The 24,327-nt window shown below is 52.1% G+C and carries 22 protein-coding genes and 6 tRNA genes; 14 read left to right on the top strand and 14 right to left on the bottom strand.

Translation table 11 applies throughout. From position 1 onward, the window contains the following. The first annotated feature begins 39 nt into the window (after window positions 1-39). Window positions 40-951 (top strand): cysteine synthase CysM, encoded by a 912-nt coding sequence (cysM, locus tag ACLHV9_RS17485; RefSeq protein ID WP_108090855.1) that lies wholly within the window; start codon window positions 40-42, stop codon window positions 949-951. Window positions 952-956: 5 nt separating this feature from the next. Continuing rightward, the gene (pdxK, locus tag ACLHV9_RS17480; RefSeq protein ID WP_108090854.1) at window positions 957-1,793 is read left to right on the top strand and encodes a pyridoxine/pyridoxal/pyridoxamine kinase; all 837 of its coding nucleotides are present in this window, start codon (window positions 957-959) and stop codon (window positions 1,791-1,793) included. 44 nt (window positions 1,794-1,837) lie between these two features. Here pdxK and crr read toward each other — a convergent pair whose 3' ends face one another. The 5 genes from crr to cysZ form a co-directional block, all read right to left on the bottom strand. After that, window positions 1,838-2,347 carry a PTS glucose transporter subunit IIA gene (gene crr, locus ACLHV9_RS17475; RefSeq protein WP_003861316.1) on the bottom strand — a complete coding sequence of 170 codons (510 nt, stop codon included), beginning with the start codon at window positions 2,345-2,347 and terminating at the stop codon, window positions 1,838-1,840. Between the two features lie 40 nt (window positions 2,348-2,387). Continuing rightward, the gene (gene ptsI / locus ACLHV9_RS17470) at window positions 2,388-4,115 is read right to left on the bottom strand and encodes a phosphoenolpyruvate-protein phosphotransferase PtsI (RefSeq protein WP_028016167.1); all 1,728 of its coding nucleotides are present in this window, start codon (window positions 4,113-4,115) and stop codon (window positions 2,388-2,390) included. A 44-nt stretch (window positions 4,116-4,159) separates the two neighbouring features. Beyond that, window positions 4,160-4,417 carry a phosphocarrier protein Hpr gene (ptsH, locus tag ACLHV9_RS17465; protein WP_000487600.1) on the bottom strand — a complete coding sequence of 86 codons (258 nt, stop codon included), beginning with the start codon at window positions 4,415-4,417 and terminating at the stop codon, window positions 4,160-4,162. 317 nt (window positions 4,418-4,734) lie between these two features. Beyond that, a complete protein-coding gene (gene cysK, locus ACLHV9_RS17460) occupies window positions 4,735-5,706 on the bottom strand; it encodes a cysteine synthase A (protein WP_014884739.1) in 972 nt (323 codons plus the stop codon). A 163-nt stretch (window positions 5,707-5,869) separates the two neighbouring features. Further along, window positions 5,870-6,631 carry a sulfate transporter CysZ gene (gene cysZ, locus ACLHV9_RS17455; RefSeq protein ID WP_028016168.1) on the bottom strand — a complete coding sequence of 254 codons (762 nt, stop codon included), beginning with the start codon at window positions 6,629-6,631 and terminating at the stop codon, window positions 5,870-5,872. A 230-nt stretch (window positions 6,632-6,861) separates the two neighbouring features. Here cysZ and zipA point away from each other — a divergent pair, with 230 nt between their 5' ends. From zipA to ACLHV9_RS17440, 3 genes are all read left to right on the top strand, one after another. Further along, window positions 6,862-7,830 (top strand): cell division protein ZipA, encoded by a 969-nt coding sequence (gene zipA, locus ACLHV9_RS17450; protein ID WP_028016169.1) that lies wholly within the window; start codon window positions 6,862-6,864, stop codon window positions 7,828-7,830. 69 nt (window positions 7,831-7,899) lie between these two features. After that, complete coding sequence (ligA, locus tag ACLHV9_RS17445; RefSeq protein WP_108090853.1) at window positions 7,900-9,915, top strand: NAD-dependent DNA ligase LigA; 2,016 nt, start codon at window positions 7,900-7,902, stop codon at window positions 9,913-9,915. A 1-nt stretch (window position 9,916) separates the two neighbouring features. Then, window positions 9,917-10,132, top strand: a complete 216-nt coding sequence (locus tag ACLHV9_RS17440) for a DUF3820 family protein (protein ID WP_003861328.1) — start codon at window positions 9,917-9,919, stop codon at window positions 10,130-10,132. Here the strand turns inward: ACLHV9_RS17440 and ACLHV9_RS17435 are convergent. Then, window positions 10,129-11,124, bottom strand: a complete 996-nt coding sequence (locus ACLHV9_RS17435) for a bile acid:sodium symporter family protein (protein WP_028016171.1) — start codon at window positions 11,122-11,124, stop codon at window positions 10,129-10,131. The two genes, ACLHV9_RS17440 and ACLHV9_RS17435, sit on opposite strands and share 4 nt — an antisense overlap. Window positions 11,125-11,213: 89 nt before the next feature. Here ACLHV9_RS17435 and ACLHV9_RS17430 point away from each other — a divergent pair, with 89 nt between their 5' ends. After that, window positions 11,214-12,149 carry a LysR family transcriptional regulator gene (locus ACLHV9_RS17430; RefSeq protein ID WP_028016172.1) on the top strand — a complete coding sequence of 312 codons (936 nt, stop codon included), beginning with the start codon at window positions 11,214-11,216 and terminating at the stop codon, window positions 12,147-12,149. Here the strand turns inward: ACLHV9_RS17430 and ACLHV9_RS17425 are convergent. After that, on the bottom strand, window positions 12,146-12,487 hold the full coding sequence (locus ACLHV9_RS17425; RefSeq protein WP_028016173.1) for a FlxA-like family protein: 342 nt from the start codon (window positions 12,485-12,487) through the stop codon (window positions 12,146-12,148). The genes ACLHV9_RS17430 and ACLHV9_RS17425 overlap by 4 nt on opposite strands. Window positions 12,488-12,694: 207 nt before the next feature. Between ACLHV9_RS17425 and xapA the strand changes: the two genes are divergently transcribed. The 3 genes from xapA (at window position 12,695) to ACLHV9_RS17410 (ending at window position 15,782) form a co-directional block, all read left to right on the top strand. Continuing rightward, complete coding sequence (gene xapA / locus ACLHV9_RS17420; protein WP_028016174.1) at window positions 12,695-13,519, top strand: xanthosine phosphorylase; 825 nt, start codon at window positions 12,695-12,697, stop codon at window positions 13,517-13,519. A gap of 51 nt (window positions 13,520-13,570) precedes the next feature. Then, the gene (locus ACLHV9_RS17415) at window positions 13,571-14,827 is read left to right on the top strand and encodes a nucleoside permease (RefSeq protein WP_028016175.1); all 1,257 of its coding nucleotides are present in this window, start codon (window positions 13,571-13,573) and stop codon (window positions 14,825-14,827) included. Between the two features lie 67 nt (window positions 14,828-14,894). Next, window positions 14,895-15,782 carry a LysR family transcriptional regulator gene (locus ACLHV9_RS17410; RefSeq protein ID WP_028016176.1) on the top strand — a complete coding sequence of 296 codons (888 nt, stop codon included), beginning with the start codon at window positions 14,895-14,897 and terminating at the stop codon, window positions 15,780-15,782. 43 nt (window positions 15,783-15,825) lie between these two features. Here ACLHV9_RS17410 and ACLHV9_RS17405 read toward each other — a convergent pair. From ACLHV9_RS17405 to ACLHV9_RS17390, 4 genes are all read right to left on the bottom strand, one after another. Next, window positions 15,826-15,901, bottom strand: a tRNA-Lys gene (locus ACLHV9_RS17405). Window positions 15,902-15,905: 4 nt separating this feature from the next. Beyond that, a tRNA-Val gene (locus tag ACLHV9_RS17400) sits at window positions 15,906-15,981 on the bottom strand. A gap of 29 nt (window positions 15,982-16,010) precedes the next feature. Next, window positions 16,011-16,086: transfer RNA gene (locus ACLHV9_RS17395), tRNA-Val, on the bottom strand. A gap of 42 nt (window positions 16,087-16,128) precedes the next feature. Beyond that, window positions 16,129-16,204, bottom strand: a tRNA-Val gene (locus ACLHV9_RS17390). A gap of 258 nt (window positions 16,205-16,462) precedes the next feature. Here ACLHV9_RS17390 and gltX point away from each other — a divergent pair. Then, entirely contained in the window at window positions 16,463-17,878 is a 1,416-nt protein-coding gene (gene gltX / locus ACLHV9_RS17385) for a glutamate--tRNA ligase (RefSeq protein ID WP_108090852.1), read from the top strand. 45 nt (window positions 17,879-17,923) lie between these two features. On the opposite strand, the gene ACLHV9_RS17380 is transcribed toward gltX, so the two are convergent. Both ACLHV9_RS17380 and ACLHV9_RS17375 read right to left on the bottom strand, forming a co-directional pair. Continuing rightward, complete coding sequence (locus ACLHV9_RS17380; protein WP_032666662.1) at window positions 17,924-18,316, bottom strand: YfeC-like transcriptional regulator; 393 nt, start codon at window positions 18,314-18,316, stop codon at window positions 17,924-17,926. Window position 18,317: 1 nt separating this feature from the next. Next, window positions 18,318-18,680: a YfeC-like transcriptional regulator gene (locus ACLHV9_RS17375; RefSeq protein ID WP_028016179.1), complete on the bottom strand. Its 363-nt coding sequence runs from the start codon at window positions 18,678-18,680 to the stop codon at window positions 18,318-18,320. 217 nt (window positions 18,681-18,897) lie between these two features. Here ACLHV9_RS17375 and ACLHV9_RS17370 point away from each other — a divergent pair. The 3 genes from ACLHV9_RS17370 to ACLHV9_RS17360 all read left to right on the top strand — a co-directional run bounded on the left by ACLHV9_RS17370 (window position 18,898) and on the right by ACLHV9_RS17360 (window position 21,495). Beyond that, a tRNA-Ala gene (locus tag ACLHV9_RS17370) sits at window positions 18,898-18,973 on the top strand. A 41-nt stretch (window positions 18,974-19,014) separates the two neighbouring features. Next, a tRNA-Ala gene (locus ACLHV9_RS17365) sits at window positions 19,015-19,090 on the top strand. A gap of 215 nt (window positions 19,091-19,305) precedes the next feature. Further along, window positions 19,306-21,495 (top strand): EAL domain-containing protein, encoded by a 2,190-nt coding sequence (locus tag ACLHV9_RS17360; RefSeq protein WP_028016180.1) that lies wholly within the window; start codon window positions 19,306-19,308, stop codon window positions 21,493-21,495. A gap of 45 nt (window positions 21,496-21,540) precedes the next feature. On the opposite strand, the gene nupC is transcribed toward ACLHV9_RS17360, so the two are convergent. Further along, entirely contained in the window at window positions 21,541-22,728 is a 1,188-nt protein-coding gene (nupC, locus tag ACLHV9_RS17355; protein WP_028016181.1) for a nucleoside permease NupC, read from the bottom strand. A gap of 351 nt (window positions 22,729-23,079) precedes the next feature. Between nupC and ACLHV9_RS17350 the strand changes: the two genes are divergently transcribed. After that, window positions 23,080-24,318, top strand: a complete 1,239-nt coding sequence (locus ACLHV9_RS17350) for an Nramp family divalent metal transporter (RefSeq protein WP_028016182.1) — start codon at window positions 23,080-23,082, stop codon at window positions 24,316-24,318. Window positions 24,319-24,327 lie beyond the last annotated feature (9 nt).

Raw genomic sequence — 24,327 nt, 5'->3', positions numbered from 1 at the left:
ATCGCTGCGCGCCCCCGGCTTTTTTATTGAGTAAAAATCGTGAATACACTCGAACACACCATCGGCAACACCCCTCTGGTCAAGCTTCAGCGTATGGGGTGTGCCAACGGCAGCGAAATCTGGGTCAAACTCGAAGGCAATAACCCGGCGGGATCGGTGAAAGACCGCGCGGCGCTGTCGATGATTGTCCAGGCCGAAAAACGCGGAGAAATTAAGCCAGGTGACGTGCTGATTGAGGCGACCAGCGGCAACACCGGTATCGCGCTGGCAATGATTGCGGCGCTGAAAGGCTACCGCATGAAGCTGCTGATGCCGGACAATATGAGTCAGGAACGCCGCGCCGCCATGCGAGCTTACGGTGCGGAGCTGATTCTGGTGACCAAAGAGCAGGGGATGGAAGGGGCGCGTGACTTAGCGCTGGAGATGGCTGAACGCGGTGAAGGCAAGTTGCTCGATCAGTTCAACAACCCGGATAACCCGTACGCGCACTACACCACCACCGGCCCGGAAATCTGGCAGCAAACTGAAGGACGGATCACCCATTTTGTCTCCAGCATGGGCACCACGGGCACCATTACCGGTGTATCGCGTTTTCTGCGAGAGCAGGAAAAAACCGTCACTATCGTTGGTCTGCAGCCGGAAGAGGGGAGCAGCATTCCGGGCATTCGCCGCTGGCCTGCGGAATACATGCCCGGGATCTTTAATGCGCAGCTTGTGGACCAGGTGCTGGATATTCATCAGCGCGAGGCGGAAAATACCATGCGCGAGCTGGCCGTCCGTGAAGGTATCTTCTGTGGCGTCAGTTCGGGCGGCGCGGTAGCGGGTGCGATTCGGGTTGCAAAGGAAAATCCGGGTGCAGTGGTCGTGGCAATAATCTGCGATCGCGGCGATCGTTATCTGTCTACCGGCGTCTTTGGTGAAGAGAGTTATTCGCAGGGGGCAGGGATTTAAGCATCATGGAGATGATTCTTTTCCGGGATAACACCCGGGCGCAACAAACCGATATTGTCGCGGTGCAGTCGCAGGTGGTGTACGGCAGCGTGGGGAACAGCATTGCGGTACCGAATATTCGTACCCATCAGCTGAGCGTCACCGCCGTACCGACGGTGTTGTTTAGCAACACGCCGCACTATGACACCTTCTACGGCGGCGTGATCCCGGATGAGTGGTTCAGCGGTTATCTGAAAGCGCTGGAAGAGCGCGACATCCTTCGTGAGCTGAAGGCGGTGACTACTGGCTATATGGGTAGCGCCAGCCAGATTAAATTGCTCGCACAATGGCTCAGGGTCATCAAAGTACGGCACCCGGACCTGCTGGTGCTGGTCGACCCGGTCATCGGCGATATCGACAGCGGGATGTACGTGAAGCCCGAGATCCCGCAAGCGTATCGGGAGCACCTGCTGCCGCTGGCGCAGGGGATCACACCAAACGTCTATGAGCTGGAAGTGTTAAGCGGCAAGCCGTGCCGTACGCCAGAAAGCGCCATCGCGGCGGCACAGGGATTGCTCTCCGACAGCCTGAAATGGGTGGCGATCACCAGTGCGCCGGTCGCTGACGACCCGCAAAACATTCACGTGGTGCTGGTGACGAATGAAGGCGTGACCGTCAGCGCACACCCGCGTGTTGAAACGGACCTGAAAGGGACGGGCGATCTGTTTTGTTCAGAGCTGGTAAGCGGGATTGTTGAGGGCAAAACCGTTGCCGATGCCATTCGCATGGCCGGCGATCGGGTGACAGATGTGATGATTTACACGCAGTCGAAAGGTTACGACGAGCTTATTCTGCCCGCATAAACAAAAATGGCGCCCGAAGGCGCCATTTTTCTGTGCGGCAAAAATTACTTCTTGATGCGGATAACCGGGGTTTCACCCACGGTGACGCTGCCAGACAGTTTGATCAGTTCTTTGATTTCGTCCATGTTGGAGATAACAACCGGAGTCAGGGTAGACTTGGCTTTTTCTTCCAGCAGTGGCAGATCGAATTCAATCACTGGGTCGCCAACTTTAACACGCTGGCCTTCTTCCGCGATACGTTTGAAGCCTTCGCCTTTCAGTTCAACGGTGTCGATACCGAAGTGAACGAACAGTTCGATACCGCTATCAGATTCGATAGAGAACGCATGGTTGGTTTCAAAAATTTTACCGATGGTGCCGTCAACTGGAGCAACCATTTTGTTGCCAGTTGGTTTGATAGCAATGCCATCACCAACGATTTTCTCAGCAAACACTACATCCGGCACGTCTTCGATGTTGACGATCTCGCCGGAGAGCGGAGCAACAATCTCAATAGTTCCGGAGTCTTTCTTATCATCAGAAACCAGAGATTTCAGTTTATCGAACAAACCCATGATCTTCTCCTAAGCAGTAAATTGGGCCGCATCTCGTGGATTAGCAGATTGTTTTTTCTTCAATGAACTTGTTAACCAGCGTCATTAACTCGTCCGTTGTCGGTTGAGCAAGAGCCTGCTCTGCTAACACCTTCGCATCTTCGAAGTTCGTGTTACGGATAATCTTCTTAATGCGCGGGATGGAAATGGCGCTCATAGAGAATTCGTCCAGACCCATACCCAGCAACAGAAGTGTAGCACGTTCGTCGCCTGCAAGCTCACCACACATGCCAGTCCATTTACCTTCTGCATGAGAAGCATCAATAACTTGCTTAATAAGCGTCAGTACGGACGGTGACATTGGCTGGTAGAGATGTGAAATCATATCATTACCACGGTCAACTGCCAGGGTGTACTGCGTTAAATCATTGGTACCGATACTAAAGAAATCAACTTCTTTGGCTAAATGACGCGCAATTGTCGCCGCAGCCGGTGTTTCCACCATCACGCCGATCTCGATTGACTCGTCAAATGCTTTACCTTCGTCACGCAGTTCCTGTTTGTAGATTTCGATCTCTTTCTTCAGTGCACGCACTTCTTCAACAGAGATGATCATCGGGAACATGATGCGCAGTTTACCGAAAGCAGACGCACGCAGGATGGCACGAACCTGATCGCGCAGGATCTCTTTACGATCCATCGCGATACGTACTGCACGCCAGCCCAGGAACGGGTTCTCTTCTTTCGGGAAGTTCATGTACGGCAGCTCTTTGTCGCCACCGATGTCCATGGTACGGACGATAACCGCCTGAGAGCCACAGGCTTCAGCCACTGCTTTGTATGCAGCAAACTGCTCTTCTTCAGTAGGCAGCGCGTCACGGTCCATGAACAGGAATTCTGTACGATAGAGACCGACACCTTCCGCACCGTTGCGCTCAGCGCCATCAACGTCACGTACGGTACCGATGTTTGCACACACTTCTACCTGATGACCGTCCAGGGTGATTGCTGGCAGGTCTTTCAGCTTAGCGAGTTCCGCTTTTTCAGTCGCAACTTGCTCCTGAACCGCGCGCAGTTTTTCGATCTCTTCATTCGTTGGGTTGACGTAAACCAGATTGTTTACGGCATCCAGAATCAGATAGTCGCCGTTTTTCACCTGAGAGGTGACGCTACCGGTGCCCACGATGGCTGGCAGTTCCAGAGAACGCGCCATGATTGAGGTGTGGGAAGTACGGCCGCCTGCGTCGGTGATGAAACCGAGAACCTTTTTCAGGTTCAACTGAGCGGTTTCTGACGGGGTCAGGTCGGCAGCAACCAGAATAACTTCATCCTGAATTGCGCTCAGATCGATGATGGCCAGACCCAGGATGTTGCGCAGCAGGCGCTTACCGATGTCACGTACGTCAGCCGCACGCTCTTTCAGGTATTCGTCATCCAGTTCTTCCAGGGCAGTCGCCTGACCTTCGATAACTTCATGTGCAGCCGCGTCGGCTGTCATGCCTTTATCTTTAATCAGGGCTATGATTTCCTGCTCCAGCTCCTCATCTTCGAGCAGCATGATGTGCCCTTCGAAGATGGCTTCTTTTTCTTCACCGAAAGTTTCGCCAGCTTTAGTTTTGATTGCTTCCAGTTGCGCAGATGCCTTGGCACGACCGCTCAGAAAACGTTCAACTTCCTGATCAACCTTGTCGGCAGAAATTTTTTTCCGGTCAATGACGATCTCGTCTTCTTTCAGCAGCAGTGCTTTGCCGAAAGCGATACCCGGGGATGCTAAAATGCCTGAAATCATAACCCTACCTTACTTGTGACTGATATTTAAAAGAACCCGGAAACTTACTCGAGCTCAGCCATCAGTTTTACCAGATGCTCAACTGCTTTCTGCTCGTCTTCACCTTCTGCAGAGATGGTGACAACAGTGCCCTGAGTCAGGCCCAGAGTCTGCAGTTTGAACAGGCTTTTTGCGCTAGCGCTTTTGCCGTTGGAAGTCACAGTGATTTCAGAAGTGAAGCCTTTCGCTTCTTTAACAAACTGAGCAGCAGGGCGGGTGTGCAGACCGTTCGGAGCGGTAATGGTAACTTCTTGCTGGAACATTGTATTTCCCCAACTTATAGGTTTAGTGTTGTGGAACTAAAGTCTAGCCTGGCGACTGAACTTTAGCCTGTATTGTTAGCGCTGACGTTTCGATCGTCATTAAACATTATGCAGCGAAAGCAAGACTTGAACCAAATCATAAAATCGATTCAGCAAGGCTATTTCATTCACTGATTAATTTCACGCATCAAAATAATTGCTGGTTTAAATACCAGACCCAACGGGGTGAATCAATGCCAGGAGGGGTAAAACTTTGAAGCAGGCCACAAAAAAGCACCCGAAAAGGTGCTTTTTTACGCGTTTTTAACATGCTGGCATCACTGTTGCAGTTCTTTCTCAGTGAAGAGATCGGCAAACAGTGCAGTGCTTAAGTAACGCTCACCCGAGGATGGAAGGATAACCACAATATTCTTATTGGTAAAGGCTTCGTCTTCCTGAAGTTTGAGCGCTGCCGCAACAGCCGCACCGGAAGATATACCCGCCAGAATGCCTTCTTCATCCATCAAACGACGCGCGGTAGAGATGGCTTCTTCGTTAGTGATGGTGACCACTTTATCGATCAGCTTCAGGTCCAGGTTACCCGGAATGAAGCCGGCACCAATGCCCTGAATTTTGTGTGGACCTGGCTTGAGCTCTTCACCCGCCAGTGCCTGAGTGATAACCGGTGAGTCGGTCGGTTCAACGGCAACAGTAATCAGATCTTTTTTACCTTTCGTGCCTTTAATATAGCGTGACACACCAGTCAGCGTACCGCCGGTACCCACGCCGGAGATAAACACGTCAACCTGACCGTCGGTATCTTCCCAGATTTCCGGGCCGGTGGTTTTTTCATGAATTTCCGGGTTTGCCGGGTTGCTGAACTGCTGCAGCAGCAGATATTTCGCCGGATCGCTGGCAACAATCTCTTCGGCTTTCTGAATGGCACCTTTCATGCCTTTCGCGCCTTCGGTCAGTACCAGGTTTGCCCCCAGCGCTTTGAGCAGCTTGCGACGTTCGATACTCATGGTTTCTGGCATGGTCAGCGTCAGTTTGTAGCCACGCGCGGCAGCAACATAGGCCAGGGCAATACCGGTGTTGCCGCTGGTTGGTTCCACCAGCTCAACGCCTGGTTTCAGTACGCCACGTTTTTCAGCATCCCAAATCATGTTTGCACCAATACGGCATTTTACGCTGAAACTCGGGTTACGTGATTCGACCTTCGCCAGAATGCGTCCATTACCGATACGGTTCAGTCGAACCAGGGGCGTATGACCGATAGTCAGCGAGTTGTCTTCATAAATCTTACTCATGGCCTGTCCTTAACTGTATGAAATTGGGATACCGTCCCAGCATACCTGTTGAGCAGGTAGGGGGAAGTAAGGAATTCGCATATCTATATACTGCAAGGAAATAATGGGGATCAGTATGGAATAAGGGGCGGCATAAGCCACCCCTTGTTTACACATTTTTGCATTACTTCCATAACGCGTGCTTAGCACGGTAGCAGTCGACCCACATTGCCGTCGCGCCACACACCGCAACGGGCATGATGAACAGATTGAGGAACGGGATCATCGTGAACAGGCTGGTCAGTGCGCCAAATTGCATATTGGCAACCTTCTGGGTGCGCAGGGCCGTGCGCATCGCTTTAAACGGCACCTTGTGGTTATCGAACGGATAGTCGCAGTACTGGATCGCCAGCATCCATGCGCTGAACAGGAACCACAGCACCGGAGCCACCGTTTGACCGATACCGGGCACGAAATAGAGGATAAGCAGCACAACCGCACGGGGCAGGTACCAGGCAAATTTCTGCCACTCGCGCTTCATGATGCGTGGAATGTCTTTCATGATCCCCAGCACGCCCGTGTCCGGTGGCGTTGCGCCGGTAAGCCGTGCCTCCAGCTGTTCCGCCAGCAGGCCGTTAAAGGGCGCGGCTATCCAGTTCGCGATCGTTGAAAAGAAGTAACCGAATACCAGCAGCACCGAGATGACCACAACCGGCCAGAGCAGGTAGTTCAGCCACTGCAGCCACTCAGGAACATGGCTCATCAGCGAGGGGATCCAGCTTTCCAGCTTTGTGAACAGCCACCAGAACGCACCGCCCATCAGAATAATGTTGATCAACAGAGGCAGGATGACGAAGCGTCGAATACCCGGCAATGAGACCAGTTTCCAGCCCTGAGAAAAATACCAGACGCCGCTGCGAGGGGGGGAAGAAGATGTTGAAACCATAACCAGGCTGTACTCCTTTTTTCACAACCAGTGGAATTGCCCGCCTATATTATCCACTTACGGACCAATGACCAGTTAGGAAATGTTCGAAAAACCAGCAAAAAGCACGATTTCCTTCATCTTTATGCTGTGAATGCTCTGCACACACTTGCACTTGACGTAAACGGCAAATACTCTTAGTGAGTAAATGTTTGCCGTGGTGGCAAGGTGTTAGAACAACAGAGAATATAATGATGCAGGATTTGCGTCTGATATTAATCATTGTTGGCGCGATCGCCATAATCGCTTTACTGGTACATGGTTTCTGGACCAGCCGTAAAGAGCGTTCCTCGATGTTTCGCGATCGCCCACTGAAGCGCATGAAGTCCAGTCGTGACGACGATGACAGTGAAGATGACATCGACGGCAGCGACGACGACGGCGTGGGTGAAGTTCGTGTTCATCGGGTCAATACTGCCCCCGGCGCGGCTCATGGGGAGCATGAAGCGACCCGTACTGCGCAGCACCAGTATCAACCGCCGTATGCTTCCGCACAGCCGCGCCAGCCAGCGCCGCAGCCTGTGGAAGAGCCGGTGCGCCAGCCGCCGCAACAGCCTGTCCATCAGCAGCCTGCTGCACCTCAGCCGGTTCAACAGCAACCTGTGCAACAGCCAGTGCAACCGGTACAACAACCGCAGCAGCCTGTGCATGTGCAGCCTGCGCCGCAGCCCGCTCCGGCCCCGCATGTTGAGCCAGAGCCCGTCGTCGAGCCAGAACCGGTTGTTGAAAAACCGCAGCGCAAAGAAGCGGTGATCATCATGAACGTTGCCGCACATCACGGCAGCCATCTCAACGGTGACGTGCTGCTTAACAGTATTCAGCAGGCAGGCTTCAAGTTTGGCGACATGAATATTTTCCATCGCCACCTGAGCCCAGACGGTAGCGGCCCGGCGCTGTTCAGCCTGGCCAATATGGTCAATCCTGGCACCTTTGACCCGGAAATGACCGGTGATTTCGTGACGCCGGGTGTCACAATCTTTATGCAGGTGCCGTCCTATGGTGACGAACTGCAGAACTTTAAGCTGATGCTGCAATCCGCTCAGCACATCGCTGATGAAGTGGGTGGTGTGGTGCTCGACGATCAGCGTCGAATGATGACCCCGCAGAAGCTGCGCGAGTATCAGGACCGCATCCGCGAAGTTAAGGAAGCCAACGCGTAATCGTCGCGTTTACTTCGACTCCTCCTCAACCCCCGCATGTCGGGGGTTTTTTCTCATTGATGGTGCGATATGGACTCAATCGAACAACAACTCACTGAACTGCGAACCACGCTTCGCCATCATGAATATCTCTATCATGTTATGGACGCGCCGGAATTACCGGATGCGGAGTATGACCGTCTAATGCGCGAACTCCGCGAATTAGAGGCGCAGCATCCGGAACTCATCACACCCGATTCACCCACCCAACGCGTCGGCGCTGAGCCGCTGGGGGCTTTCAGCCAGGTGCGTCATGAAGTGCCGATGCTGTCGCTGGACAACGTCTTCGATGAAGAGAGTTTTCTCGCGTTTAATAAGCGTGTGCAGGATCGTCTTAAAAGTAGCGATACCCTTACCTGGTGCTGTGAGCTGAAGCTGGACGGCCTTGCGGTCAGCCTTCTTTACGAAAACGGCGTGCTGGTGCGTGCGGCAACTCGTGGTGATGGTACCACCGGGGAAGACATCACCACCAACGTGCGCACTATCCGCGCGATCCCGCTGAAACTGCAGGGTGAGAACATTCCTGCGCGACTGGAAGTGCGCGGTGAAGTGTTCCTGCCCCAGGCGGGCTTCGAGAAAATCAATGACGAAGCGCGCCGCACTGGTGGGAAAGTGTTTGCTAACCCGCGTAATGCGGCGGCAGGCTCTCTGCGCCAGCTTGATCCACGCATCACCGCGAAGCGACCGCTTACTTTCTTCTGCTACGGCGTAGGGATTCTGGAGGGGGGCGAGCTACCGGATACGCACCTCGGACGTCTGCTGCAGTTTAAAGCGTGGGGCCTGCCGGTGAGCAACCGTGTTCAGCTTTGCGACTCCCCGGAAGCAGTACTGGCCTTCTACCACAAGGTGGAAGAGGACCGTCCAACGCTCGGCTTTGATATTGATGGCGTTGTCATTAAGGTTAACTCATTAGCGCTTCAGGAGCAGTTGGGCTTTGTTGCGCGTGCTCCGCGCTGGGCGGTGGCGTTTAAGTTTCCTGCTCAGGAGCAGATGACCTTTGTCCGCGACGTGGAGTTCCAGGTGGGACGTACGGGAGCCATTACCCCGGTCGCCCGTCTGGAGCCGGTGCAGGTGGCGGGCGTGCTGGTGAGTAACGCCACGCTGCATAACGCCGATGAAATTGAGCGTCTTGGTCTGCGTATTGGCGACAAAGTGGTCATTCGCCGCGCGGGCGATGTTATTCCACAGGTGGTTAACGTTGTTGAGTCAGAACGTCCTGATGATACGCGCGAGATTATTTTCCCGACCCATTGCCCGGTATGCGGCTCGGACGTTGAACGTGTTGAAGGTGAAGCGGTGGCGCGCTGTACGGGGGGCTTAATCTGTGGTGCGCAGCGTAAAGAATCTCTGAAACACTTTGTGTCCCGTAGGGCGATGGACGTTGACGGCATGGGCGACAAGATTATCGATCAGCTGGTTGAGAAAGAGTACGTCCATACGCCAGCAGATCTTTTCAAACTGACTGCGGGTAAACTGACGGGGCTTGATCGCATGGGGCCTAAGTCAGCGCAGAATGTCGTCAATGCTCTGGAAGCCGCTAAAGAGACGACCTTCGCACGCTTCCTCTACGCGCTGGGTATTCGTGAAGTCGGCGAAGCGACTGCAGCGGGGCTAGCGGCGTACTTTGGTACGCTGGATGCACTGGAAAAAGCGAGCATCGACGAGTTGCAGAAAGTCCCGGATGTCGGGATTGTTGTCGCCACTCACGTCTTTAACTTCTTTGCTGAAGAGAGCAACCGTGAAGTCATCGGCAAGCTGCTGGAAGAGGGTATCAAATGGCCCGCACCGGTGGTGGTTAATGCCGAAGAGATCGACAGTCCGTTCGCCGGTAAAACGGTGGTGCTGACCGGCAGCCTGAGTCAGCTTTCACGTGATGATGCGAAAGCGCGTCTGGTGGCGCTGGGGGCCAAAGTGGCGGGCAGCGTGTCGAAGAAAACCGATTTGGTGATTGCCGGAGAGGCGGCGGGTTCGAAGCTGGCGAAAGCCCAGGAGCTCGGCATTGCGGTGATCGACGAAGCGGAAATGATGCGTCTGTTAGGAGAATAACGTGGAGAAAGAGCAACTCGTTGAGATCGCCAACACCGAGATGCCGTTCGGTAAATATAAAGGCCGCAGGCTGATCGATTTGCCGGAAGAGTATCTGCTGTGGTTTGCCCGTAAGGATGAATTCCCGGCAGGGCGGCTGGGTGAGTTGATGGCTATCACGTTACTGATCAAAACTGAGGGGCTGACCCAGCTGGTTCAGCCCCTGAAACGCCCTTAAGCTTTTGCGGCGCGGGTCTCTTCCTGCGCCAGTTTTTCAGTCTGGCGCTTGTAACGACGCGCCAGCACCGCGCAGACCATAAGCTGGATCTGATGGAAAATCATCAGCGGCAGCACCATCATCCCAATCACCGAGGTCGGGAACAGAATGTTGGCCATCGGGATACCGTTCGCCAGGCTCTTTTTCGAACCGCAGAACACAATCGTAATTTCATCCGCTTTATTGAAGCCGCACTTGCGTGCCACAAAGACGTTAACCGCAATTACAATCGCCAGCAGGACGAGGCTGACCACCACGATAAACAGCAGTGAGCCTGCGCCGACCTTATGCCAGATCCCATTTACCACCGCTTCACTGAAAGCGGAATAGACCACCAGCAGAATTGACGACTGATCGGTTTTTGAGATCCATTTTTTGTGCTTTGCCACAAACGCGCCCGTCCACGGACGCGAGAGATGCCCCAGGACAAACGGCAGCAGCAGCTGCAGACAGATTTTACCCACCTGCTCAAGGTTACCTTCCGCGCCGTGCATGTTCATCAGCAAACCCACCAGCAATGGGGAGACGAAAATCCCTAACAGGCTGGATGCCGACGCCGAACAGACTGCGGCCGCGACGTTACCGCCTGCCAGCGAGGTGAAGGCAATGGCGGACTGCACGGTGGCTGGCAGAATGCACAGATACAGGAAACCGGTGTAGAGCGCCGGGTCGACGTTAACCGGAGCCCACCACGCAAACAGCACGCCGAGAATGGGGAACAGAATGAACGTGCTGCACATCACCCAGAGGTGCAATCGCCAGTGGCTACCGCCAGCGATAATGGCTTCGCGGGAGAGTTTTGCGCCGTGCATAAAGAACAGCAGTGCGATGGCGGCCGTCGTTAGCCCCTCAAAAAACGGAACAAATCCCCCGCGAGCGGGGAAGAACGAGGCCAGTAAAACGGTAGCAACCAGGGTAAGCGTAAACGGATCAACAATACGAAATAGTTTCATAATGACTCCTGAAAACAGATGTCGCTATTGTGCTTTTTTCCATTTGAGAAATAAAATTGATTTATTGCATCCATTTATGAATTAAAAAGATGAATTATTCCTTACGTCAGCTTCGCATATTCGTCACCGTGGCAAACGCCCGTAGCTTCAGCCGGGCAGGGGAGATGATTGGCCTGAGCCAGTCGGCGGTGAGTCACAGTGTGAAAGAGCTGGAGAGTCAAACGGGTGTGCGGTTACTTGACCGCACCACGCGCGAAGTTGTGTTGACTGAAGCCGGGCAGCAGCTGGCCTTGCGCCTCGAGCGGTTACTTGATGAATTGAACAGTACGCTCAGGGATGTTGGGCGATTGGGACAGCAACTTTCGGGTACGGTGCGGGTTGCTGCCAGCCAGACGATCTCTGCCCACCTTATCCCGCAGTGCATTGCCGAGGGAAACCACCGCTACCCGGATATTGATTTTGTTTTACATGACAGACCGCAACAGTGGGTGCTGGAAAGCATCCGACAGGGGGATGTGGATTTTGGGATTGTGATCGATCCCGGTCAGGTGAGCGATCTGGCGTGCGAAAGCGTACTTTCTGAGCCCTTTTTGCTGCTCTGCCGGGACGACGATCCGCTGGCAGTATTACCGGTAGTCAGCTGGCAGTCTCTTCAGGGAGCGAACCTGGTATTGCAGGATTATGCCTCGGGCAGCCGTCCGCTGATTGATTCTGCGCTGGTGACTCAGGGAGTAAAGGCAACGATCGTGCAGGAGATTGGTCACCCGGCAACGCTGTTTCCTATGGTGGAAGCTGGCATTGGTATCAGCGTGTTGCCCGCCCTGGCACTTCCCCTGCCACAGGGAAGTCGGCTGTCCGTAAAGCGATTGGTGCCTGTTGTCGAGCGAAAGCTGATGCTGGTACGGCGAAAAAATCGTTCACTCTCGGGGGCGGCACAGGCCATCTGGGAAGTGGTGCGTATCCAGGCGCAACGATTAACCGAGGCCCGCATACGCGACCCACTGTTTAACGCATCAGAAGATTAGATGTAGATATCAATCTGATGATTATCTGACGGGCTATTCACACCTTCCACTTTACCCAGCTTTTGATCTTGTTTCTTCTGGGCTTCTTCGGTCTGCTGGCGCTGCAGCGCGGCAAGCTGGGCCTGCAGCACTTTAAGCTGCGCCTGAATGAGTTCCTGCTGTTTTTTCTTTTCTTCCGTGCTGCCAGTACTCTCTGGTAGCTCTTTTAGCTGCTGAGTAAGCTTGGTGATCTGCTCTTTAATGTGGTTTATTTGCGCAGCAATATCATTGTTACCAGAATGATTACTTCCACTATTGCTGGTTTGTACTGAGGGTGTAGTCACCTGAATCGTCGACATAGTATTTCATCTCGCTATAAAACAGAGGTATCGGCACCGACGGGATTAGCTTGAGCAAAACTGCCATATCTGGCAGGGATTTGCATTGATACACAATCAGTATTGATGGTGCTGTGAAAGTGTATTGGAGGTAAACCGCAGGCTCCAGATATAAGACTAAGGTCATGCGATCCGTGATATCGCGATCTTAATTCTCAAGGAGCCTTTATGACCCTCTCAAATAACCCATGGTACTGCGCTGACATCATCCGCACCGCTAAACCGAATTTCACGCCGCGCGTTGCGTTCATTCTCGGTTCTGGCCTTGGCGCACTAGCCGACCAGATTGAAGACGCCGTTTCTCTGAGCTACGAAAAGCTGCCGGGTTTCCCTGTGAGTACGGTTCACGGTCATGCCGGTGAGCTGGTCCTGGGACATCTTGCCGGTGTACCTGTTGCCTGTATGAAAGGGCGGGGTCACTTCTATGAAGGCCGCGGGATGACCGTCATGACCGATGCGATCCGCACGTTCAAACTGCTGGGTTGCGAGCTGCTGTTTAGCACCAATGCTGCGGGCTCATTGCGTAAAGACGTTAAGCCCGGAAGCTTGGTTGCGTTGAGGGACCATATCAATACCATGCCGGGAACGCCGATGGTGGGACTAAACGATGAACGTTTTGGTGACCGCTTCTTCTCGCTGGCTAATGCTTACGACGCAAACTATCGTGCCGTTTTGCAAACTGTGGCCGCGAAAGAGGGCTTCCCTCTGCATGAAGGCGTGTTTGTCTCTTATCCTGGCCCCAACTTCGAGACTGCGGCGGAGATCCGCATGATGCAAATTATTGGTGGCGACGTGGTGGGCATGTCCGTAGTGCCGGAAGTGATCTCTGCGCGTCACTGTAACCTGAAAGTGGTGGCCGTTTCTGCAATTACGAATCTTGCTGAAGGTCTGGGCGAGGTAAAACTCTCACACGAACAAACACTGGCTGCTGCTGAGCTTTCCCGCCAGAACTTCATCAACCTTATCTGCGGTTTTCTTCGCCATATTGCCTGATTAAAACAATAAAGTGGCCCGTGAGGGCCACACTGCTATAAGGAATGGAATATGAACATCACGACTCGCTTAAAGATGATGTCCTTTATGCAATATTTTATCTGGGGGAGTTGGCTGGTTACCCTCGGCGCTTACATGATTAACACTCTACATTTTACCGGCTCCGACGTGGGGATGGTTTACAGTTCCAAGGGGCTGGCCGCAATTGTTATGCCATCTCTGGTGGGGATTATTGCCGACAAATGGCTGCGAGCAGACCGTGCATACGTGATTTGCCACCTCGTCTGTGCCGTTGCCCTCTGTTATGCCGCGCAGGTCAATGAACCCGGGTTAATGTTCTGGGTCATGCTGGTGAATGCGATGGCCTTTATGCCCACGATTGCGTTGTCGAACACGATTTCTTACTCCTGCCTTGAACAGTCAGGGCTGGATACGGTAAGCCATTTTCCGCAAGTGAGGGTGTATGGCACCGTGGGATTTATTGCCGCGATGTGGGCCATCAGCCTGATGGGGGCGGAGCTCAGCAACGTGCAGCTCTATATAGCAGCTGCTGCATCCCTGCTGTTGGCAATCTACTCTCTGACGCTACCGGCCACTCCGGTTGCGACGACAAAAACGTCTCCGTCTCTGGCAAGTAAACTGGGCCTCAATGCATTTATCCTGTTTAAACAACCCCGCATGGCGGTGTTCTTTTTATTCGCAATGCTGCTGGGCGCCGTGCTGCAGATAACCAATACGTTTGGCAGCCCTTTTCTGCATGATTTTGCACGGAATCCGGCGTATGCGGAGAGCTTTATCGTCAAATACCCGTCCATTTTGCTCTCCGTCTCGCAGATGTCAGAAGTGTTCTTCATTCTGACTATCCCATATTTCCTCAGACGATTTGGTATTAAAACCGTCATGCTGATGAGCATGGTGGCCTGGATGTTGCGGTTTGGGCTGTTTGCCTTTGGCGATCCGTCCGCAACAGGCTTTGCGTTGCTCATGCTGTCAATGATTGTCTACGGCTGCGCGTTCGACTTCTTCAATATTTCCGGCTCGGTGTTTGTTGAGCAGGAGGTGAGCTCTGATATCCGTGCCAGCGCGCAAGGGCTGTTTATGACCACCGTTAACGGTATTGGTGCTTATTTCGGGTCCGTGTTAAGCGGTATGGCAGTCGATTACTTCTCGGTGGATGGGGTTAAGGACTGGCAGACCATCTGGCTGGTGTTTGCGGCCTATGCGCTGGTGCTTGCGGTGGTGTTTTATTTCAGCTTTCACTATCACCACATCAGTAAAAACAGCGAGATGCGCACAGTTGCGCACTAAATTTTTCCTGTGGACGATGAAAGGCTTTAAGGTAGACGCTTAAACGTTATCGCCAGGATATGTTTTGATGGAACGCGTCTATCGGACCGATCTCAAGCTGCTGCGTTATTTTCTTGCCGTGGCGGAAGAATTGCATTTTGGGCGGGCTGCGGCCCGTCTTAATATGTCCCAGCCGCCGTTAAGCCTGCATATTAAAGAGCTGGAAAGCCAACTGGGGACGTTACTGTTTATTCGCCACTCGCGGAGTGTCGCGTTGACGCATGCCGGTAAAGTGCTGATGGAAGAGTCCCGTCGGCTGCTCGCCAGTGCAAACCAGGCGCTGGCTCGCGTCGAGCAAATTGGCCGGGGTGAGGCGGGGCGCATTGAGCTGGGGATTGTCGGTACCGCCATGTGGAGCGAGGTGCGCACGGTCATGCGCGCTTTCCTGAAAGAGCATCCGAATGTTGATGTTGTTTTTCGCGAAAAATCGCCGGTCATGCAGATGGCTTTGCTTGAACGTCGTGAGCTGGATGTCGGGATCTGGCGAATGGCAACTGAACCCACCGCCGGGTTTACCAGCGTGCGATTGCGTGATGCCGCTTTTCTTGTTGCAATGCCGGAAGATCACCGACTGGTCAGCGAATCATCTATTACGCTCTCAGAGTTACAGGATGAGTATTTTGTCACCATGCCTTCAGCACATTCTGACTGGGCATTTTTACATCGCGTATGTCAGCAGGCCGGGTTCTCGCCGATGATTGTACGCGAAGCTGTTGAACCACAGACGGTACTGGCGATGATTAGTATGGGGATGGGGATTACGCTTGCCGCTGACAGTTACGCGCAAATGCAGTGGCCAGGCGTGGTCTTCCGCCCTTTGCGCGAGCGCATACCGGCTGATCTGTATGTGGTATATGACGCGAAGCAGGCAACACCCGCAATAGAAAGGTTGATTGCAACTTTAACGATGATGTAAATCGCAGATAGCAAAAAAGCGCCTTTAGGGCGCTTTTTTACATTGGTGGGTCGTGCAGGATTCGAACCTGCGACCAATTGATTAAAAGTCAACTGCTCTACCAACTGAGCTAACGACCCGAAATGGTGGGCGATGACGGGCTCGAACCGCCGACCCCCTCCGTGTAAAGGAGATGCTCTACCAACTGAGCTAATCGCCCATTTCGGAACTGCTTTGATAAGGTGAGAATGGTGGGCGATGACGGGCTCGAACCGCCGACCCCCTCCGTGTAAAGGAGATGCTCTACCAACTGAGCTAATCGCCCAATCTCAATTCTTATCTACACTGCGAGTCTACGTGAAGTAGATGGTGGGTGATGACGGGCTCGAACCGCCGACCCCCTCCGTGTAAAGGAGATGCTCTACCAACTGAGCTAATCACCCCCGCTGTGTGGAGTCGCATTATAGGGAGAGTTGAAAATGAGTCAACGCATTTTCTAAAGTTTTTATTCGTTCGTCGTAAAATTAAACAAAACGATCGCGAAATGGGCGGTGGAGCATGATTTCTAAACAAAAATAGCAAACTCGGTCACGATAAAGGGATCAACATTGAGGAATCCCCCCACAGTGATAGAATATTGCCCATCGTTTTTTCCCCAGGATTTGCCGAATACCGGCATCTTTATAACGTAAGGCCATTTCATGAAAATCAAAACTCGCTTCGCGCCGAGCCCGACAGGCTATCTGCACGTCGGTGGTGCTCGTACTGCTCTCTATTCCTGGCTTTTTGCTCGTCACAACAAAGGTGAGTTCGTCCTGCGTATTGAAGATACCGATCTTGAGCGCTCTACGCCGGAAGCAATTGAAGCCATCATGGATGGTATGAACTGGTTGAATCTGGAATGGGATGAAGGCCCGTATTTCCAGACCAAACGTTTCGACCGCTATAACGCTGTGATTGATGAGATGCTGGTCGCGGGCACGGCGTATAAGTGCTACTGCTCCAAAGAACGTCTGGACGCGCTGCGTGAAGAGCAGATGGCGAACGGTGAGAAGCCACGTTATGACGGTCGTTGCCGCCATGACCATAGCGAACATGCTGCTGATGAGCCATGCGTGGTGCGTTTTGCTAACCCGCAAGAGGGTTCAGTGATCTTCGACGACCAGATCCGTGGCCCGATCGAATTCAGCAATCAGGAGCTGGACGACCTGATCATCCGCCGTACCGACGGTTCTCCAACCTATAACTTCTGCGTAGTGGTTGATGACTGGGATATGGAAATTACGCACGTTGTTCGTGGTGAAGACCATATCAACAACACCCCGCGTCAGATCAACATCCTGAAGGCACTGAACGCACCAGTACCTGTTTATGCGCACGTCTCCATGATCAATGGCGACGACGGTAAAAAGCTGTCTAAACGCCATGGCGCGGTCAGTGTCATGCAGTACCGTGACGATGGTTATCTGCCGGAAGCGCTGCTGAACTACCTGGTGCGTCTGGGCTGGGCTCACGGTGACCAGGAGATCTTCAGTCGCGAAGAGATGATCAATCTGTTCTCTCTGAGCTCTGTGAGCAAATCGGCGAGTGCATTTAATACCGACAAGCTGCTGTGGCTGAACCACCATTACATCAATACCATGCCGCCTGAATATGTCGCGACATATCTGCAGTGGCACATTGAGCAGGCAAATATTGATACCCGCACTGGCCCAGAGCTGGTGGACCTGGTGAAACTGCTCGGCGAGCGTTGCAAAACGCTGAAAGAGATCGCTGAAAGCTGCCGTTACTTCTATGAAGAGTTTGATGAGTTCGATGCGGACGCCGCGAAGAAACACCTGCGCCCGGTTGCTCGTCAGCCGCTGGAAGTGGTGCGTGACAAGCTGGCGGCTCTTACCGAATGGACTGCGGAAAATGTGCATCACGCCATTCAGGCAACTGCTGATGAGCTGGAAGTCGGCATGGGGAAAGTAGGCATGCCATTGCGCGTTGCGGTCACCGGTGCGGGCCAGTCCCCGGCGCTGGATGTGACTGTCCATGCCATCGGCAAGTCGCGCAGTGTGGCGCGTATTAACAAGGCGCTGGACTTTATCTCTGAACGCGAAAATCAGCAGTAATTAAGTCTTCAGGACGAGAAACGGCAGGGTAACCTGCCGTTTTTTTTATGTATTTGATTCAGCAATACCCAGGCGTGTAAGAAAGCCGAGAATACCTTCACGTTTCAATAATGTGTCCAGACGCTTCTGCTCTAGCTGGGTCATACTCTCCAGCGTTTCGATAATGCCCGAACGCAGGTTTGAAGAGGGGGCACTGTATGATGAGGGGACTTCTGCCAGATGGTAAACCGCCTGACGAGTACGGATTGCCGGGAGGCTCATAATATGTTCCTTCACGCGCGCATCAATATGGATTAGCCGCGCCCGACCGCCTTTTACGCCATTGAGCCCTTCGGTTTTCCAACCCTGTTGACGTATCCAACGATTAATGGTCTGTCGGGCAACACCCAAACTCTCCGCCAGCTCTTCCGTGGTCATTTTACTACGTAATCTTTTCATATTAGTTCTGGTCGCGAATCCCTAAACGTTGCAACAATCCGGTTATCCCTTCCCGCAGTAACAGCGATGTCATTTGCTTCTGCTCTTCCGGTGTCATTTCATTGGCCAGCGTCAGGAGTAGGTTGTGAAGCGAACCATCCTGGTTGGCACCTTCTGGTATATCAGACGTTTCAGTTGCCCGGCGTGCGCTGCGGATAAAGTCACGTACTTTTTCGTTCACATGTACCAGACGCGCTTTCCCACCCTGGACTCCCGGTTTTGGTGATGTAATCCAACCCTCTTTACGTACCCATTTATTGATGGTCTGGCGGCTATAGCCAGTGAGCAAGGCTAACTCTTCTGGCGTCATTCGTTCCTTGATCATGCAATTTCCTGAATATTTGTAGGGATAATTAACGGTTCATTTTATAGCACCGTTTTACGTGAAAACGTGACAGGCTTAACTCATGACTGCGAGCAAGCTCGCAAAGTGATTCATTTGCATGATTTTTCGGCGATTGAGCGGCGGTCATTGATTTTGCCGTTGACACTCCGCAGCGGAATTCATATTATGCCGCCCGTCAACATGACAGCTTTACGATGGGGCTATAGCTCAGCTGGGAGAGCGCTTGCATGGCATGCAAGAGGTCAGCGGTTCGATCCCGCTTAGCTCCACCAAACTCTGAACCCAACAGAGTGCGGTCAGTAAAGTAACATGTGGGGCTATAGCTCAGCTGGGAGAGCGCTTGCATGGCATGCAAGAGGTCAGCGGTTCGATCCCGCTTAGCTCCACCAAAATATTAAGCCCTCGTCAAAAGACGAGGGCTTTTTTTATGCGCTTGTAACACTCGCTACTAAATTTTGTTATAAAAATAGATATATTCCTGTACCTCACCTCAATCGAAAGCAATAAACCCGTCCATAATTAGACTTGAACTTGCTTCGCGCAATTAATAAACATATTATCCATCCGGTCAATGATACGAACGGATAATATACTCATCAGCTTAATGAATAGAAAAACTTACAATAACGTAAAGATATTTATGATTGCCCTGGCGCTTTGCCTGATTGCGGTACCTTTCTCCCGTTTCCTCTCTCCGCGCGCAATTGTTAATGGTCATGACGTTTATTTAGCATGGTTACCGCTAAGCGTTATGCTGGCGGTAATTCTGTTATTTGGACGCAGGGCAATTCTTCCTGTTTTGTTAGGTTTTACTGTCACTAATTTATTTTATGTTAATTTAGCGCCACTACAATATTCAGTTTTACTGTTTTGTCAGACCTTCGCGTTGTTCGCGGCGTGCGGTCTGCTACGCCTCATGCTGGGCAAGCGTTGGCGTTACAGTATCCCTAACAAGCACATCGGTTTACGTATATTCTGGCTCGGTTTTATCGTGCCAATAGGTATTAAGCTGTCGATGTATATGGCAGGCTATTTGTTTGATTTCCCGGTGACAATTTCAACCTTCTTCGGCGAAGGAACGGTAATTTACAATGTGGTGGATATTCAAAGTCTGATCTGCGCGGCGTTGATTTTTACCATGATGTTCTATTACCCATTAAGAATGATAATTAATCCTCGCTATGCCATCACGTTCTGGCGGCGAAGCGTGAAGCCTGTGTTTCTTCACAAAAATTCATTATATATTTTTGTCTGGCTGATGTTTTTAAGTTTCATTCTCGTCATTTTATGTGGACCTTTTGAATCTCCCGTCATTGCGGGCTATTTGATGCCGCTGATTTTTATTCTTTTTACGTTAGCGATAAGTCGCCTGACCTATGCGCTTATCTCTTTGCTCTGGGCCGTATCTGCACTCCTGCTGTTGACCTACAACTATAACTTCCTTAATGGGGTTGAATCGGGCCATTCGCTCTCCTTTATCCTCTCCGTGCTTATCTCTTTCGCCATCTGTTTGCTTTACATGTCGCGCATTTATCAGCGCAGCGAGTGGTTAAAACGGGGCTGGCAGGGCCGGGCGCTGACCGATCCGCTGACGGGTTTGCCCAATATTCGTGCGCTGGAGGATTATCTTGAGAATCATCCTGATGCAAAAGTTAGCATTCTGCGTATGGATAACCTGGAATTTTTGAGCCGCCACTACGGGATGCTCATGCGGGTCCATTGCAAACGAACGATCGCCACGTCGCTTCAGCCACTTCTGCAGAAAGATGAGTCCCTCTTCCAGTTACCTGGCAGCGAGCTGGTACTGGTATTGCTGGGCCCGGGAACCGCTGAGCGCCTTCAGCATATGGTTGATCGGCTGAACAGTCGTAAGATTTACTGGAACAACACCGGGCTGGATATTGAATTTGGCGCGTCCTGGGGGATGGTCGAAAACGGCGAAAAGTTACACCACACGTTGGGGCAACTGAGCTGGCTGGCAGAGCAATCCTGCGGCGCGCATAACGTTCTTGCGCTCACGAATAGTCTTGAAGCGGCATCCGGACAAACGACAGAACGTGTTCTGATGTTAGCGCGCATTAAACACGCCCTGGACGCGGGCCAGTTTCATTTATACGCGCAGCCTATCCAGAAGGCTGACGGGAGTGGGTACTACGAAATTCTGGCGCGGATGGAAAGCGAAGGGGAGATCATTACTCCCGATCGCTTTATTCCGTTGATTGCCCAATTCAACCTCAGTCATCGGTTTGATATGTGTGTAATGGAAAAGTTACTGGTGTGGCTGCGCGATCACCCTGCGACGCATGCCGGTGCCCGTTTTTCTGTCAATCTGATGCCGTTGACGCTGATGCAAAAAGAGGTGGCCAGTGAGATTTGCGCCCTCTTCGAACGGTATGGTATAGCCCCTCAGGCCGTCATTATCGAAATCACTGAGGAGCAGGCCTTTTCGAATTCAGGAAGCAGTATCAACAATATCCAACAGTTGCGGGATTACGGTTTCCGGATTGCCATTGATGACTTTGGTACGGGTTACGCGAACTATGAGCGTCTCAGACGTCTGCAGGCAGACATCATTAAGATTGATGGCTGCTTTGTAAAAGATATTTGTACTGACGACATGGATGCGATGATCGTCCAGTCGATGTGTAATCTGGCGAAGACAAAATCTCTGTGTGTGGTGGCTGAATATGTGGAAACACCAGCTCAGCGCGAGATGCTGCTAAGCTTCGGCGTGGATTACCTGCAGGGCTATCTGATAGGCAAACCTACACCGCTGGAAGAATTGCGGGAATAAAAAAACCGGGAGCCAGGCTCCCGGTTTGTGTTTTAACAGTAAACCTTACAGTACCAGTGCTGCGATAGAAGCAGACAGGACGCTTACCAGCGTAGAGCCGTAAACCAGTTTCAGGCCAAAGCGAGAAACCACGTTACCCTGTTCTTCGTTCAGACCTTTAATCGCACCGGCGATAATACCGATGGATGAGAAGTTAGCGAAGGAAACCAGGAACACGGACAGAATGCCTTCCGCGCGTGGAGAAAGGGTGCTGGCAATCTTCTGCAGATCCATCATCGCAACGAATTCGTTAGACACCAGTTTAGTCGCCATAATACTGCCCACCTGCAGTGCTTCGTGAGCCGGAACACCCATCACCCATGCAATAGGGTAGAAGATGTAGCCCAGAATACCCTGGAAGGAGATGCCCAGAACCGCAGCGAACAGGGCGTTCAGGCCAGAAATCAGGGCAATGAAGCCGATCAGCATGGCGGCAACGATAATCGCCACTTTGAAACCTGCCAGAATGTACTCACCCAGCATTTCGAAGAAGCTCTGACCTTCGTGCAGGTTTGACATCTGGATGTTCTCTTCGCTGGCATCAACGCGGTACGGGTTGATCAGTGACAGAACGATAAAGGTGCTGAACATGTTCAGAACCAGTGCAGCAACCACGTATTTCGGCTCCAGCATGGTCATATACGCGCCCACGATAGACATGGAAACGGTAGACATTGCGGTTGCCGCCATGGTGTACATGCGGTTGCGGGACATCTTACCGAGAATATCTTTATACGCGATGAAGTTCTCAGACTGACCAAGGATCAGGGAACTGACGGCGTTGAATGATTCCAGCTTACCCATACCGTTTACTTTGGATAACAGGAAACCAATTCCACGAATAATAAACGGCAGAACACGGATGTGCTGCAGAATACCGATCAGCGCAGAGATGAAGACGATAGGGCAGAGAACCTTCAGGAAGAAGAACGCCAGACCTTCGTCGTTCATTTTACCGAAGACGAAGTTTGTCCCTTCGTTGGCAAACCCGAGCAGTTTTTCGAACATTTCGGAGAAGCCTTTTACGAAGCCAAGCCCCACGTTGGAGTTCAGGAAGAACCAGGCGAGTAAAACTTCAATGACCAGCAGTTGGACAACATAACGAATACGAATTTTTTTGCGGTCTGTGCTGACCAGCAATGCAAGTGCAGTAACGACAACAAGTGCCAGGACAAAATGAAGGACGCGGTCCATATTTGCTCCAAATTTGAGGCAGGTTTAATTTTCTTGCACATTCTATGTAACGAAGGAAAAGAAAACGAGATCAAGGGCACACTATAGTTACATCCTGTGACGAGTCTCAAAATTAGTGATCCACAATACATTTTTGTTATGTTAGGTAAATGAGTGAAAAGTTAAGTTTGTGTGCTAGTCTTCACAAAAGAGCGCGCGATTTCAGTTTTTGTCAGGTCGCCCTCAGCTTACCCGCCTGTCTATCGTCCAAAGCTATCAGAGAAATCACTGTAAACTTCACAAATGATCTTGATAATCATTCTCATTTTGATAGCATTAAACATAGCAAAGGCTATATTTTCAGAGGCAGAAATGACAAACAGTCGCGTAGAGGGTAGCAGTGGCAGAGCAGCGCGCAAGTTGCGGTTCGCATTAATGGGACCTGCGTTCATTGCTGCCATTGGCTATATCGATCCGGGTAATTTTGCGACCAATATTCAGGCCGGGGCGAGCTTCGGCTATAAACTGCTGTGGGTGGTCGTCTGGGCTAACCTGATGGCGATGCTGATTCAGATGCTCTCCGCAAAGCTTGGGATTGCCACGGGTAAAAACCTGGCTGAGCAAATTCGTGACCATTACCCGCGCCCGGCGGTCTGGCTCTACTGGGTTCAGGCCGAAATCATCGCCATGGCGACCGATCTCGCTGAATTTATCGGTGCGGCGATCGGCTTTAAATTGATTCTGGGTGTGTCGCTGTTGCAGGGGGCGGTACTGACCGGGATTGCCACCTTCCTGATTTTGATGTTACAGCGTCGGGGGCAAAAACCGCTGGAGAAAGTTATTGGCGGTCTGCTGTTGTTTGTCGCTGCGGCCTATATTGTCGAGCTGATTTTCTCACAACCCAATCTGGCTCAGCTCGGTAAAGGGATGGTGATCCCAAGTCTGCCAACCTCTGAAGCCGTATTTCTGGCCGCCGGTGTGCTGGGGGCGACCATCATGCCGCATGTCATTTATCTGCACTCTTCGCTGACTCAGCACCTCCACGGCGGCACGCGTAAAGAACGTTACTCCGCGACCAAATGGGATGTGGCTATCGCCATGACAATTGCTGGTTTTGTGAATCTGGCGATGATGGCGACTGCCGCGGCCGCTTTCCACTTTAACGGCCACACCGGTATTGCCGATCTCGATCAGGCTTATCTCACACTGGAGCCGTTACTGAGCCATGCTGCTGCCACGATATTTGGTCTGAGTCTGGTGGCCGCTGGTCTCTCATCTACGGTTGTGGGGACGCTGGCAGGGCAGGTGGTCATGCAGGGGTTTGTTCGTTTCCATATTCCACTGTGGGTGCGCCGCTCTGTCACGATGCTGCCGTCATTTATCGTGATTCTGATGGGGCTCGATCCAACGAGGATCCTGGTCATGAGCCAGGTTTTGTTGAGTTTTGGTATCGCGCTGGCGCTGGTGCCGCTACTGATCTTTACCAGCAATAAAACCCTGATGGGCGACCTGGTCAACACAACGCTGGTGAAAAGAACCGGCTGGGCCATAGTCGTGGTGGTGGTGGCGCTGAACCTGTGGTTGTTGATGGGAACAGTGTTAGGTCTGTAAGGTTTAATT

Origin of the sequence: Enterobacter sp. CPE_E890 (genome assembly GCF_046521475.1) — a bacterium.
Lineage (GTDB): Bacteria > Pseudomonadota > Gammaproteobacteria > Enterobacterales > Enterobacteriaceae > Enterobacter > Enterobacter adelaidei.
The sequence above is the reverse complement of the archived record's forward strand: the minus strand, read 5'-3'. Positions and strand labels throughout refer to the sequence as shown.